This is a genomic window from Trinickia camelliae, from assembly GCF_053525655.1.
Window position 1 is genome coordinate 104208 of the sequence record NZ_JBCHAA010000005.1, and the last position, 13224, is coordinate 117431.

The 13224-nt window shown below is 63.9% G+C and carries 10 protein-coding genes; 2 read left to right on the top strand and 8 right to left on the bottom strand.

Annotation, left to right across the window (positions count from 1 at the left end; translation table 11 throughout):
* Positions 1-92 precede the first annotated feature (92 nt).
* Positions 93-740 carry a phospholipase C accessory protein PlcR gene (gene plcR / locus AAHK20_RS10730; protein ID WP_449181430.1) on the top strand — a complete coding sequence of 216 codons (648 nt, stop codon included), beginning with the start codon at positions 93-95 and terminating at the stop codon, positions 738-740.
* Between the two features lie 43 nt (positions 741-783).
* Positions 784-2172 carry a pectin acetylesterase-family hydrolase gene (locus tag AAHK20_RS10735; RefSeq protein ID WP_449181431.1) on the top strand — a complete coding sequence of 463 codons (1389 nt, stop codon included), beginning with the start codon at positions 784-786 and terminating at the stop codon, positions 2170-2172.
* 116 nt (positions 2173-2288) lie between these two features.
* Here AAHK20_RS10735 and fliB read toward each other — a convergent pair whose 3' ends face one another.
* The 8 genes from fliB to AAHK20_RS10775 form a co-directional block, all read right to left on the bottom strand.
* Positions 2289-3512 (bottom strand): flagellin lysine-N-methylase, encoded by a 1224-nt coding sequence (gene fliB, locus AAHK20_RS10740; protein ID WP_449181432.1) that lies wholly within the window; start codon positions 3510-3512, stop codon positions 2289-2291.
* Positions 3513-3799: 287 nt separating this feature from the next.
* On the bottom strand, positions 3800-4603 hold the full coding sequence (iolB, locus tag AAHK20_RS10745) for a 5-deoxy-glucuronate isomerase (RefSeq protein ID WP_449181433.1): 804 nt from the start codon (positions 4601-4603) through the stop codon (positions 3800-3802).
* Positions 4604-4685: 82 nt separating this feature from the next.
* The gene (gene iolE / locus AAHK20_RS10750) at positions 4686-5600 is read right to left on the bottom strand and encodes a myo-inosose-2 dehydratase (RefSeq protein ID WP_449181434.1); all 915 of its coding nucleotides are present in this window, start codon (positions 5598-5600) and stop codon (positions 4686-4688) included.
* A gap of 93 nt (positions 5601-5693) precedes the next feature.
* Positions 5694-7664 (bottom strand): 3D-(3,5/4)-trihydroxycyclohexane-1,2-dione acylhydrolase (decyclizing), encoded by a 1971-nt coding sequence (gene iolD, locus AAHK20_RS10755; protein WP_449181435.1) that lies wholly within the window; start codon positions 7662-7664, stop codon positions 5694-5696.
* Positions 7661-9697, bottom strand: a complete 2037-nt coding sequence (locus AAHK20_RS10760) for a bifunctional 5-dehydro-2-deoxygluconokinase/5-dehydro-2-deoxyphosphogluconate aldolase (protein ID WP_449181436.1) — start codon at positions 9695-9697, stop codon at positions 7661-7663. The genes iolD and AAHK20_RS10760 overlap by 4 nt, the downstream gene beginning before the upstream one ends.
* Positions 9698-9719: 22 nt before the next feature.
* On the bottom strand, positions 9720-10526 hold the full coding sequence (locus tag AAHK20_RS10765) for an ATP-binding cassette domain-containing protein (protein WP_449181437.1): 807 nt from the start codon (positions 10524-10526) through the stop codon (positions 9720-9722).
* 28 nt (positions 10527-10554) lie between these two features.
* On the bottom strand, positions 10555-11718 hold the full coding sequence (locus AAHK20_RS10770) for an ABC transporter permease (RefSeq protein ID WP_449181438.1): 1164 nt from the start codon (positions 11716-11718) through the stop codon (positions 10555-10557).
* 182 nt (positions 11719-11900) lie between these two features.
* A complete protein-coding gene (locus AAHK20_RS10775) occupies positions 11901-12953 on the bottom strand; it encodes a sugar ABC transporter substrate-binding protein (protein ID WP_449181439.1) in 1053 nt (350 codons plus the stop codon).
* Positions 12954-13224 lie beyond the last annotated feature (271 nt).

A 13224-nucleotide genomic window follows, 5' to 3' on the forward strand; every position in this document is an offset into this window, starting at 1 on the left:
TTAATCATCCATATGCGCTACGCATGCGTCGAGTGGAAGATTCATTTTAAGCTGTCCACTGGCGATCTCACTCAAAACGTACGGGAGTACTAATGAGAATAGTTAAGTGGCTCATTGCGGCCGTGGTGGTCGGCTTGATTGTGATCGTGGCCGTACGCTGGGCGGGGCAGAAATCATCGCCTCCGCCTGCCGGTGAGGCCGTTTCGTCTGGCCTTGGAGCTTCGACCGTCGCGGTCGCCAATGGCTTTGTCGACGCGAGCGGCAAGCCGGTTCAGTCCGGCACGGCCGCAGATTCGACGGCAGTCGCTCAGGCCGCCGCATTTCAGAGTTTTCAAAGTGATGTTGCGGGCTTTCTGCAAGGGCGCGATGCAATGTCGCCAAAGGAGCGGCAAGCCGCGGCCAAAGCACTTGTTCAAGCGCTGACGGAGCACATGCGGGCCGGACAGATATTGCCGGTCCAGGCTCTGGCCTACGGCGAGATGGTGCTCAGCAAAGCCGACCTCAATACGCCCGAACGCGCCGAACTGTCTTCGAACCTGCACAAAGAGGTCGAAGATTACTCCGCCCGTATGGTTGGCCCTTCACCGACTGCTGACCCGAGATTTCAGATCTACCAGGCAAAAAGTAAGATCGTCGTGGATGAAGTCACTCGCACGCTTCCCCCGGAACAACAGCAGGCTGCCATTGCCGCTCGCCTGCAACAGCTGCGCGAACAGATTTACAGCAAGCCGGCACAGTAAATCTTGATCTGAATATTAAAGAAGCTTAACAGGAGTGGAAATTATGAAGAGACTTGTTTCGTTGCGCTGCATGGCATTATTAGGAGTGCTGTTCGGATTTTGGTCCGGGTCGGCTATCGCAGCGACGCTGTACAACATGTGGGAACAGGTGACGTTGGATGCGTCGACCGGTGCCAGCTGCGGAAATGGCACGCCGTACCGCTTTTACGTCAACCGCTCGCTTCGGTACAAGTCTTCGGGCAATGGTCCGGCACAGCCGGTCTATTCGAAGAATCTGGTCGTTGCGTCCGAGGGGGGCGGCGCGTGCTGGGACTATGCGAGTTGTACTGGCAATGGCATGTTGGGCGCCTCCAATCCGAATGGCATCCCCGATGGCTACACCAATGTCCTCAAACTGGATGGCAACGGCTTGAGCGTCAACATGAGCGGTCTCCAGCTCATGCTTCTTTCCCCGATCATCAGCCGGCTTCCGGATCTTGCCACCGGCCAGAGTGCACCCACCGCAGACTGGAACTACGTTTTCCTGCCGTATTGCACGGGAGATATTCACGGCGGCAGCGCTGTGCATTCCTACACGTCATCGGATGGTCGATCGACGCGTATCCAGCAGTTTGCCGGTCAGGCAAACGTAAACGCCGCGCTCGATTGGCTGAAGCAGCACGGGATGAGCAAGCCAGACCAGCTGCTGGTGTGGGGGGCGAGTGCGGGCGGATACGGCTCCACGCTGAACTACGCTTCGATCCGCACGGCGCTGCAACCAGGCAGGAGCGCTCTCTTTAACGATGCGGGAACGATCTTCCCCGCCAGCCTGAACGGTAATGCATCGCAGCCGAGTCGAGCTTGGCGCATGTACAGCAAATCCTTCGACGAATGGAATTTCCGTCAGCCTGGGGGGGCGTTCGAGCGGATTTCGAACCTGACCCATTTGAGCGCGAACAGCAAGGCGGCGCTGAACGATAACCCTGCCACGATCTATGGGGCGCTGTCGCAAGCGTTTCCCAGCGATCGCATGGGTCTGGCGACGTATCAGCTCGACGGCATCATCGCCGAGTTCACCTACGACCAGTTCTATCCGGAGATTGCCAACGCATCCAGCCAGGCGGCCAAACAGTCATTGCGTATGGCGATGTTTACGAATGACCTGGGGTTGCTCGTGAATGACCTCAAGGGCAAATATCCGAACTTCGGATACTTCATGCCGGCGGAGCGTGGAGGGCTGATGACCAACCATACGGTTTCGACGCTTACGTTCGTAGGATCGGAAATCAACGGTAACGGCCAGAATGTCGGCGCGTTCCTCGATGACTTGGTGTCGAATCAGGACCCGGCGAGCAAGCCTGTCATGCAGGCATATTCGACACGAACGGATCGACCTTGGTACCTCCAGCTTTTACTCTCGCTTTTGGCTAGCATTCAGAACTTTTTTGCTTGAGTCTGAGCGATGAATAAGCGCGCCGCCTGTAGTCTGAGGCGGCGCGCTTGCTTGGTGATACGACACCAGCGGATGCACCCGCGCGGCAACCTCTTTGTCGCGCGACACCCCCTCGCTTACTTGAGCACCGCCAACAGGCGCGGCAACGAATCCCAATCGCATCGCTGCAGTGTCTGCTCGACGCGTTGCGCGAACCCCGAGTGATGCAGGAAAGCCCGGCTGTAGGCCCAGACGACCTCGGCCACTTCTTCGTCGCGCAGTGGCCGGTCTGCGGCGTTCGCGCAGGCGGCGAGCATGCCGCGCAGGATGCCGAACGCAACCACCCAGCGCCGATGCTGCAGGAGCGGCGATTCGCCGCCCCACGGGAACGTGTCGCGAATCGCTTCGTTGAGCAGATAGCGCGTGAGGATGGCGTCGTAGTGCTCTGTCCGATCGAGGAGCGCGCGGCCTGCACGATAGCGCTCGATGATCGTGTCGAGCTCTGCCTGGCCTTCCGCGTTGGCGCCGAGTCCGGTCGCGACGCGCTCGAACACATCGGCGAGACGCCCGTCCTTCCTTTGCCGGGGCGCTGAGCAAAGCATGAGCAGAAAGAGTTCGGCTTGCAGCCGTTCGTTGCGCGGCAGACCGGCGAGACTCGGACGTATCTCGCCGCTTTCCACCAGCGCCGTCATTTGCGTGAGCAAGGCGGGTAGCTGCTCTTGCCGGTGTTCACGCATCAGCGTTTCGATCTGGTCGCACAGCAAGCCCAATACCGCGAGGCGGTCGGCCAGATCGAGCTCGCGCACGCGTAGCAGCTGCATCGCCCAGGCGCGTGTCGCGAATAGCGCTTCGTCGGAAAGGGCGCCGAACTTTTTCTCGTCGACGGTTGCGGCGCGCGCCGAGAGTGCGATCGCCTCGAAATCGAAGGCTTCGTCGGAGAGCAGCGCGAGTTTCGCGGCCTCCGGGCACGACAGGGTAAGAATCTGTTCGACTTGGCCCGCAAAGCGCTGCGTGGTGCGGGGATAGACATGGCAAGTGTTGCAAAGCGCCTCTTCCCCGAGCTTCATCTGAATTTGGCACAGTCCGCTCGCATCCTGCATGCCGCAATGGCCGTCTTCATCGTGTTGCTTGAGCGTGCCGTAGTCGTGTGCGCCCCGCGCATGGCGGTTGCGCTGGAGAAACAGCTTGAAGCGCGGCGCGAGATCCGGGTCCGTTGTCGTCTTGTAGCGCAAGAAGGTCGGCTTATCGACGGTGACGCGCCAACCCGCGCAGCAGGTGGCGGGGCATTCGGGCCCGACGCAGGCGAAGCGCGTCACGTAGCGGGGCACGATCATCGTATGGGTGACGAGAGTCTGTTTCATATCGACCGGCAGCGTTTTCCAAAGTAGTTTGAGCGGGCGCGCGGGGCTGGCGGGCGCCGCGGCGCGGGAGGCCCGGATTGCAATGGGCTACGAAAAGCAGAGGGCGGCTGTATCTCAAAAGGACTTAAGGCGCTGCGGCAGAAGAGCGCGGAGACGGAGCCGGCGGAATGCTGCGAGGCGGCGGATGCGGCTATTGCCGCGGATTTCTTCTGTCGGTGCGATTGACGAAAAAAAGCCCGGTGCAACGCACCGGGCCGGAAGTCTCGGAAAGCACTCGACGATCGGAATCAGGTTGGGGGCTTCTCGATGATCCACTCGTGCGCCGGATCGTTCTTGAAGTGCCAGACGCGCTCGCGTCCGGCCATCACGTTGAGGTAATACGAATCGTACCCGTAGGGCACCACCACCGGGTGGTAGCCGCGCGGCACCATCACGACGTCGTGATCTTCGACCGCCATCGATTCGTCGATATCGCGCAGGTCCGTATAGACGCGTTGGAACGCGAACCCTTGCGGCGGATTGAGGCGGTGGTAGTACGTCTCTTCGAGCGAGCTTTCGAGCGGCACGTTATCGGTGTCGTGCTTGTGCGGCGGATAGCTCGATGCGTGCCCGCCCGGCGTGCGCACCTCGACGACGAGCAACGACTCGGCCGGCTCGGTCTGCGGAAGGATGTCGCAGACGTAGCGCGTATTCAGGCTCTTGCCGCGCACCGAGCGTGTCATCTTTCCTGGCTCGATCAGGCGCACGGGGTAGCGCCCTTCGGCCGGCGCGGTCGCCACGCCGACTTCGGCGTTACGCTCCGCGCGAACCGTCGTGCGCACATTCGGCGGCAGATAGACGGCGTAGGGGGCCGAGTCTTCGAACACGCTGTCGCGCGAGCCGAGGCTCGTCCATTTCTGATCGCCGGTTTCGATCGTCACCGCGCCCGTGAGCACGACGATGCACGCTTCGCGCGCGCTCTCGTAGACATACAGCACCTCGTCCTTTTCGAGCCGATACGCGGCGAACCCGACGTACCGCCACATCGCCGATTCCGGCGTCACGCGCGCGATCGTCTGACCTTCGCGTTGTGCCTTCACTAGTAAGCTCATGCTGCCTCCCGCTGGGCCGCCCCGAGGGAGGCAGCAGCCCCCTCGGGGGGCAGTGAACGAAAGTGAACGTGGGGGTGGTTCATCATGCCGCCTCCATGCTGGCATCGAACGGCGCATCGACGAGCGCGCGCAGCGTCCGATAGCCCTTTTGCGCGTATTCATAACTGCGCGCGATGACCGGGTCCTGCTCGGCTTCGACAACGAGCCAGCCGCGATAGCCATGCCGTTTCAGCTTGTTGATGATCGCCGGAAAATTCACCGCGCCGTCGCCCGGCACCGTGAACGCGCCGGCGATGACCGCGTCGAGAAAGCTCCAGTTGCGATTGCGCGCGAGCTTGACCACCGCGGGCCGGACGTCCTTGCAATGCACATGGCACACGCGCGCGATGTGCTTGTCGAGCATGGCCAGCGGGTCGCCACCCGCGAACGTGATGTGCCCGGCGTCGAACAGGAGGCCGACCGCATCGCTCGTGCGCGCCATCAGTTTGTCGACGTCGTCGGCCGTCTCGACGTAGGCGCCCATATGATGATGATAGGCGACGCGCACGCCCTGGCTAAGCGTGTAGCGCGCGAATTTTTCGAGGCGCTCGGCGTAGGCGTCCCATTGCGCGTCCGTAAAAAAGCGCGGGCGCTGATAGAGCGGCTGCGGCGCGCCCTGGATCGAATTTTCGACCTCGCCGTAGACCATCACGGTCGCGCCGTTCTTCGCGAGCAGTTCCAGATGCGGCCCGACCGCTTCGATCTCCTCCTCGGCGCTGCGGCGCGCCAAGCGCCCCGAGTACCAGCCGGAGACGAGCGACAGGTCGTATTGCTTGAAGAGCGCCTTGAGCGCCTCCGGCTCGCGTGGAAATTTGTTGCCGAGCTCGAAGCCTTCATAGCCGATCTGGCGGCCTTCGGTCAGTGCGACTTCGAGCGGCGTCTCGCCGCCGAGCGACGGCAGGTCGTCGTTCATCCACGACAGCGGGTTGATGCCGATGCGTACTTCGAATGCGTTCATGCGAGCGATCCTTAGATATTTTCGAAGCGGTGCGCGAGGCGGAGCGGAAGCATCCCTGATGCCTGGCGCGATGGTTCGTTCTTCAGTGCTGCTTCAGCCGTTGTCCTTCGTATCGCCCTCGGCGCGCTGCGCGACCTGCTTGTCATACGCTTCGCGCGCCGCGCGCACGGCTTCGCGCGCCGACACTTCCGGCACGGCGACTTCCCACCACCAGCCGCCGTCGTCGGTCGTGCGGGCGCCGTCCGTGTCGATCACGACGACATAAGTACGGTCCGCCGCGCGGGCGCGCTTCATCGCCGCTTCGAGTTCGGCGACGTTCGCGACGTGTTCGGAAAGCGCGCCGAGCGAGCTCGCATGCGCGGCGAAATCGATCGACGGCGCGCCGAGCGGGCCCTGCGTGCAGTCGTCGAACATGTTGTTGAACGGCGCACCGCCGCAGGCTTGCTGCAGACGGTTGATGCAGCCGTAGCCGCGGTTGTCGAGCACGACGATGACGAGCTTGGCGCCGAGCATCACCGACGTCGCGATCTCGCTGTTCATCATCAGATAGCTGCCGTCGCCGACCGTCACGATCACTTCGCGCTCGGGCCGCGCGAGCTTGGCGCCCAAGCCGCCCGCGATCTCGTAGCCCATGCACGAGTAGCCGTATTCGACGTGATACGCGCCCGGGCGGCCTGCGCGCCACAGCTTGTGCAGCTCGGCGGGCAGGGTGCCGGCGGCGCACACGACGATGTCGTCGGCGGCCGATTGCGCGAGGCCGCCCTCGGCCGAGCGCTGCACCGCGCCGATCACGTCGGCGTCGTACGGCAGCACGCCAGACTGCTGCGGCGTGTTCGTGCGGGTCGTGACCGTGTCGCGCCATGCGTTGGCGAGCGATTTGGCGCGCGAGGTCCACTCGGCGTTCGCCTTCCAATCGGCCAGGCGCGTACCGAATGCGTCGAGCGCGCGGCGCGCATCCGCTTGCACGATGTGCGCGCGCGCTTTGAGGCCGTCGAACGCGTTGGCGTTGATGCCGATCACGTCGGCCTGCGTGAAGAGCGTGTTCGAGCCGGTCGTGAAATCCTGCAGCCGGGTGCCGACGGCGAGCACGCAGTCGGCTTCATGCGCAAGCGCATTCGCGGCGGACGAGCCCGTCACGCCGATCGGCCCCGCGTTGAGCGGGTGATCCCACGGCAGCGCGCCTTTGCCCGCTTGCGTTTCGCCGACCGGGATGCCGTGCTTCTCGGCGAACGCGCGCAGTGCGTCGGTCGCGCCGCGGCTGTAGAGCGCGCCGCCGCCCGCGACGATCATCGGCTGCCTGGCGTTCGTCAGGCGCGCGAGCGCCGCTTCGAGTTCTTCTTCGACCGGCGCGCCCGCATGGAACGTGACGGTGCGCGGCTCGAAGAAGCCGGCCGGATAGTCGTAGGCCATCGCCTGCACGTCTTGCGGCATGGCGAGCGTGACCGGGCCGCACAGCGCGGCGTCGGTCAGGACGCGCAGCGCGCGGGGCAGGGCGGTCAAGAGCTGCGCCGGATGGACGATGCGGTCGAAGTAGCGCGACACGGGCTTGAACGCGTCGTTCGCGGAGATGCCGCCGTCGTGGAAGTCCTCGATTTGCTGGAGCACCGGGTCGGGCGCACGCGAGACGAACACGTCGCCCGGCAGCAGCAGGACCGGCAGGCGGTTCACGTGCGCGAGCGCGGCGGCCGTCACGAGATTCGTTGCGCCCGGGCCGATCGACGTCGTCACGGCCATCATCCGGCGCCGGAAATGCGCCTTGGCGTAAGCGATCGCGCTGTGCGCCATCGCCTGCTCGTTGTGCGCGCGGTAGGTCGGCAGCTCGTGCCGGTATTGATACAACGCTTCGCCGATCCCGGCCACGTTGCCGTGGCCGAAGATCGCGAAGACGCCGCCGAAGAGCGGCTCGGTGCGCGCGCTGCCGTCTTCCGCTGCGACGCGTTGTGCCGCGAGATAGCGCACCAGCGCTTGCGCGGCGGTCAGGCGGATCGTCGTTCCTTGATCGGCCTGCGCCGATGAGGCCGTAGCCGAGGCCGCCGCGTCATGGTGCAACGCGCGTTGGTTCATGCTGCCTCCTGGCGAACACCGTGATGCGAGGCGCCCGCGCGGCCGCCCTTGGCCTTGCGCCACGCCGCGATCAGCGTCTCGAACGTCTTGCGCACGTTGGCGATGAGTTCGGCGTCGCCGATCTCGCCCGCGAGCCACGCGCGGCTCGGCTCATGATGAATCGTGCGGCCGACGGTAAAGCCCTTGCAGCTTTGCGACGCCGCCGCCGCCCCGAAGCCTTCCATCAACTGCTCGGCCGGCGCCGACAAACCCAGCAGCACGACGCCGCGGCAATACGGATCGCGCTCGGCGATCAGCGCATCGACCGCCTGCCATTGCGCCGCTTCGAGCGGCGCGAGCTTCCACCACTCGGGGTAGATGCCGATGTTGTAGAGACGCTTGAGCGCGCGGAACACGGTGTCCGGTTCGCTCGGCAGATCGGCGCGTTTCGGCGGGATCACTTCGAGCAGCAGTTCGTGTCCGCTCGCCTGCGTCGCATCGTAGAGCGCGCGCAACTGCGCTTCCTGTTCGAGCCGCTGCTCGGTGGGATCGTCCGGGTGGTAGTAGACGAGACACTTGACCACGTGCTCTTGCGGCCAGCTGATGAGCGATGTGCCGATCGAGCGGCCATGGTCGAATTCGAGCGGCGCCGAGCCGGGCAGCTCGACGGGGCGGCCGATCCACCAGCCGCGTCCGGTGGCGGCGTTCAATGCGTCCTGGCCGTAGCGGTCGTCGATCAGCACGCCGATGCGGCCTTGCAAGCCGAGCGCGGCTTCCGTCTGCGCGACGGCTTCGACGAACAAGCCCTTCAGCGTCTCGATGCGTGATTCGCTCGCGCCGGTCTGCTGTGCAAGCTCGAAGAACTGGTTGCGATGGTCGAACGCGAAGCCGAGCACTTCGTCCCATTGCTTGCGGGCAGGGGTGACGCGATGCAGGCGCGCGAGCGTTGCGTCCTTGTCGGGACGGCGCATGCGCTGCGGATCGGCGGCCGCGGCGCTCAGGAAGTAATCGAGTTCGGCGGGTGTCGGCATGGCGGGCGCGCAGCCGTGGCGCGAGACGACGAGCGCACCGCTCGCATTCGCGGCGCGTGCGCAGTCTTCGAGCGACTGGTCGCGCAGCCACCCCGACAGGAAGCCCGACGCGAACGCATCGCCCGCGCCGAGCACGTTCAGCACTTCGACCTGCACGCCGCCGTGAATCGGCGCATCGTCGATCGAGGCGGGCACCGCGCCTTCGATGATCGAGCAGCCGAGCGGACCGCGCTTGACGACGAGCGTCGCGCTCGTCACCGCACGCACCATCGCGAGCGCGTCGATCAGTTCGTGCTTGCCGCCGGCGATGCGGAATTCTTCCTCCGTGCCGATCACGAGATCGAACAGCGGCAGGATGCGCTGCAAGTGCGCGGTCACGCTTTCGTTCGCGACGAAGCGGGTCTCGCCGTCGGCCTTGCCGGTGAGGCCCCACAGGACCGGCCGGTAATCGATGTCGAGCACGGTGCGCACGTTGTTGCGGCGCGCGTATTCGAGCGCGCGGCGGCTCGTGCGATTCACTTGTTCGGTGGAGAAGTGCGTGCCCGTGATCAACAGTGCCTTCGACGACGCAATGAACGCCTCGTCGAAATCGGCTTCGTCGACGGCCATGTCGGCGCAGTTCTCGCGGTAGAAGACGAGCGGGAACGTGTCGCGATCTTCCAGCCCTAGCAGCACCAGGGCCGTGAGACGGTCGCGATCGATGCGCGTGTGGCTGACGTCGCAACCTTCCTTCTCGAGCGTCTCCGTCAAAAAGCGCCCCATATGATCGTTGCCGACGCGCGTGAGCATCGACGATTTCAAGCCGAGCCGCGCGCAGCCGAACGCGATGTTCGCCGACGAGCCGCCGAGATACTTCGCGAAGCTCGTCACGTCTTCGAGACGCGCGCCGACTTGCTGCGCGTAGAGGTCGACCGCGAGCCGTCCCAGGCAGATGATGTCGCGCTCGCGGCCGGCCGCGAAGCGGCTCGGCTGCGACGCGTTCTCGGCAGAACGCCCGGTGGTGAGGTCGGTGGTGAGTGCCATGGTATTTCCTGGAAGTGGTCTTTTAGATCGTTGCGCCTTCGAGCTCGCTGATCATCTTTTGCATTTCGGCGCCGCCGGCCATCATGTCGAGCACTTCGTCCTTGGTGATGGTTTCCTTCGTGTACGTGCCCATCGACTTGCCGCGATTGAGCAGCGTGAACGAGTCGCCGATCGGGTAGGCGTGGTGCACGTTGTGCGTGATGAAGATCACCGAGATGCCTTTCGCGCGCGCCTTGTGGATCAGCTTCAGCACGTTGAAGCTCTGCTTCACGCCCAGCGCGGCGGTCGGCTCGTCGAGAATCAGCACGCGGGCGCCGAAGTGGATCGCGCGCGCAATCGCGAGACACTGCCGCTCGCCGCCCGACATCGTGCCGATCGCCTGATTCGCGTCGCGCACGTTGATGCCCATTTCGGCGAGCTTTTCGCGTGCGACCTTGGCGGCTGTTTCGATATCCATCACGTTGACGAGGCCGAAGAGCTTCCTCTGCGGCTCGCGTCCCATGAAGAAGTTGCGCGCGACCGAAAGCAGCGGCACGAGCGCGAGATCCTGGTACACGGTCGCGATGCCGAGATCGAGCGCGTCTTTCGGCGACGCGAAATGCACGGGCTTGCCGTCGACGAGGTAGGTGCCTTCGCTTGGCGCATGAACGCCTGCGAGCGTCTTGATCAGCGTCGACTTGCCGGCGCCGTTGTCGCCGAGCAGGCAATGCACTTCGCCGCGCCTGAGCCTGAGCGTGACGTCTTTCAGCGCGATCACGTTGCCGAAATAGCGGCTCACGTTTTCGAGTGCGAGGATGTAGTCGTCGCCGGATTGTTGAGTGTCGGACATCATGAACTCCTGTCGATTCGAGACGATCTCAGCGCGCTGCGGCCACGCGGCTGCGCACATAGTGATTGAACAGCACGGCGAACAGCAGCATCACGCCGAGGAACACGCGGAACCAGTCCGAATCGATGTTCGTGTAGGTGATGCCGATTTGCACGACGCCGAAGATCAGCGCGCCGAACGAGGCGCCGATCACGGAGCCGTAGCCGCCCGTGAGGAGCGAGCCGCCGATCACCGCCGCGATGATCGCTTCGAATTCCTTTTGCAGGCCGCGGTCGGCGGCGGCCGAGCCGATGTCGCACACTTGCAGCACGGCGAACAGGCACGAGCAGAACGCGGTCAGCACGAACAGCGAGATCTTCACGCGCCTGACCGGCACACCGACGTTCTTCGCGGCGTTCGCATCGCCGCCGACGGCGAAGATCCAGTTGCCGAAGCGCGTCTTGGCGAGCGTGAACGCGCCGACCGCCGCGAGCAGGAACCACCACACGATGACCTTCGGCACGCCCGGCACGAGCGGTTCGCCGTTGTCGAGCAGCTTGACGAGGCCGATATGGCCGAGCCACTTGAAGAGGCCGTGGAACGCGACGCCTTGGAAGAACGCATGGGCAAACCAACTCTGCGCGGCGACGTCGCCCACGCCCGAGATGATCGTGCGGTCCGCGAACATCACCGAAAGCGCGAGCGTCAGGCCGCGCAGGATGAACAAGAACGCGAGCGTGACGATGAACGACGGCAGCCGCGTGCGCATCACGAGATAGCCGTTCAGCGCGCCGAGCGCCATCGAGCCGACGAAGGCAAAGGCGATCGAGAGCTCGATCGGCCAGTGGAAGTACATGGTGGGCAGCGCGACCATCATGCCGGCGAAGCCGATCATCGAACCGATCGACAGGTCGAACTCGCCCGCGATCATCAACAGGCAGGCGCCGACCGCAATGAGCCCGAGATAGGCGGCCACCTGCGACCAGTTCATGATGCCGTCGAGATTGAACATGCCGGAGTTGCCGGCGCCGATCGCGAAGACGATGAACACCATCACCGTGCCGGCCAGCGCCGCGAACTCGGGGCGCGAGAGCAGATGCTTGAACCACGACTCGCGGCGCACGCGCTCGTCTGACGAGGAAGAGGACGCACCTTCTTGAGCCGCTTCGTGATGCTTGCGCGAACCGAGGTGGAAATGATCGACGACACCCATCTAAGTCTCCTTGATGCGCCGTGCAATTGGCCCCTGTCAGGCGAACCGCGCGGCGCTATGAAGCGTAGGAATGCAAATCAATGCTACAAAGGTAAGAGCAAATCTTCGTGCAGCCGGTTGGCCGGCCCCCGGAGCGCCGCCTTGCAATTGCCTCGACGCTCCGGTTTAGCTACTTCACTACATTAGCGATACTGGCCTGCGTACTTGACCACCTTGTCGACATTGGTCTTCGTGATGAAACCCGGGCCGGAGCTGATGTTGCGTGCACCGTACACCGGCTGGAGACCGTAGGCTTCAAGCCGCGCCTTGAACTTCGGGTTCGACTTGAGGGCGGCCTGGATCTTGGCCGGGTCGGTCGTGTGGTCCTTCTTCGCGATCGCGAGCACGGCCACCGCGATATAACCCTGCAGGTACGGCTGCTGGTCGATCGCGAACTTGATCGTGCCGTCCTGGATCGCCTTGGCGATGTCATCGGAGAAGTCGAACGTCGCGAACCAGATCTTGCCGGCGAGGCCCATTTGCTGCAGCGCCTTGATCGTCGGCGAGGCCGACGTCGGTCCGAGCGCGAGCACGGCGCCCGTATCCGGATGGTTGCGCAGGTAGGCGCTGACTTTCGACTGGATGCCGGTCGGGTCCTGGCCCGCGTCGAGCGTCGACGCCTTGTAGTCGACGCCGAGCGCTTCGCCGAAGCCGCGGCAGCGTTCGAACGAGGCCGGGTTCGTCGCGTAGTGGTTCACGCACAGGAACGACTTGATGCCGGCGGCTTTCGCCTTTTCGCCGGCGGCCTTGCCCGCGTCGTATTCCGGCTGGCCGATGTGCATGATCGCGCCGAGCTGCGCGCTCTGGTCGGCGGTGCCGGAGTTGATCGTGACGAGCGGGATATGTTTCTCGGTGACTTTGGCGATCGAGCCTTTCAGCACGTCGAAGTCGGCGATCGTCACGATGACGCCGTCGTAGTTGCGCGCGGCGGCCTGTTCGATGAGACGCGCCATGTCGGCGATGTCGCCGTTGGGCGGATTGCGGTAGTCGGTCTGGACGTTGAAGTCTTCGTCCGCTTGCTTGATTGCGTTCTTGATCGTGTTCCACCACGAATCGGAATCCGGCGCGTGGCTGATCAGTACGAAGTGAGCCGCGGGATCGGCCTGGGCGGCCGATGCTGCAAAGCCGCTGCCTAGCGCCAGCGCGCATGCCGCTACGAACGTCCTCAGTGCAGCCTTGCCAGTGCAAAGTCTCATTGTCTCCACCTATCCAGGTTATGTCGTTATTGATCTCCCAGGGCCATCGAGGCGGCATCCGCGCGGGGCGGGCGGTGATGTCCTCAGGGAGGGTGAGCGTCAAGTGACAGCGTGTTGTGTTGCCGCTCACGAGCAAGATTAGGCCAACTTTTGTGAGATTGCAAAGAAAATTTCATTGCAAATAAAAATGGAAAATACGTTCCAATTTGACGCAGCGCGTGCCTATAATCAGCACCGTCTGGCGAGCTGTTGCGAGAGGCGCAGAGCCTTG

What these genes read in the sequence shown, in the direction of transcription:
- plcR (WP_449181430.1), top strand. Translation starts at nt 93, where the DNA reads ATGAGAATAGTTAAGTGGCTCATTGCGGCCGTGGTGGTCGGCTTGATT.
- fliB (WP_449181432.1), bottom strand. Translation starts at nt 3,512, where the DNA reads ATGAAACAGACTCTCGTCACCCATACGATGATCGTGCCCCGCTACGTG.
- AAHK20_RS10770 (WP_449181438.1), bottom strand. Translation starts at nt 11,718, where the DNA reads ATGGGTGTCGTCGATCATTTCCACCTCGGTTCGCGCAAGCATCACGAA.
- AAHK20_RS10775 (WP_449181439.1), bottom strand. Translation starts at nt 12,953, where the DNA reads ATGAGACTTTGCACTGGCAAGGCTGCACTGAGGACGTTCGTAGCGGCA.
- iolB (WP_449181433.1), bottom strand. Translation starts at nt 4,603, where the DNA reads ATGAGCTTACTAGTGAAGGCACAACGCGAAGGTCAGACGATCGCGCGC.
- iolE (WP_449181434.1), bottom strand. Translation starts at nt 5,600, where the DNA reads ATGAACGCATTCGAAGTACGCATCGGCATCAACCCGCTGTCGTGGATG.
- AAHK20_RS10765 (WP_449181437.1), bottom strand. Translation starts at nt 10,526, where the DNA reads ATGTCCGACACTCAACAATCCGGCGACGACTACATCCTCGCACTCGAA.
- AAHK20_RS10735 (WP_449181431.1), top strand. Translation starts at nt 784, where the DNA reads ATGAAGAGACTTGTTTCGTTGCGCTGCATGGCATTATTAGGAGTGCTG.
- AAHK20_RS10760 (WP_449181436.1), bottom strand. Translation starts at nt 9,697, where the DNA reads ATGGCACTCACCACCGACCTCACCACCGGGCGTTCTGCCGAGAACGCG.
- iolD (WP_449181435.1), bottom strand. Translation starts at nt 7,664, where the DNA reads ATGAACCAACGCGCGTTGCACCATGACGCGGCGGCCTCGGCTACGGCC.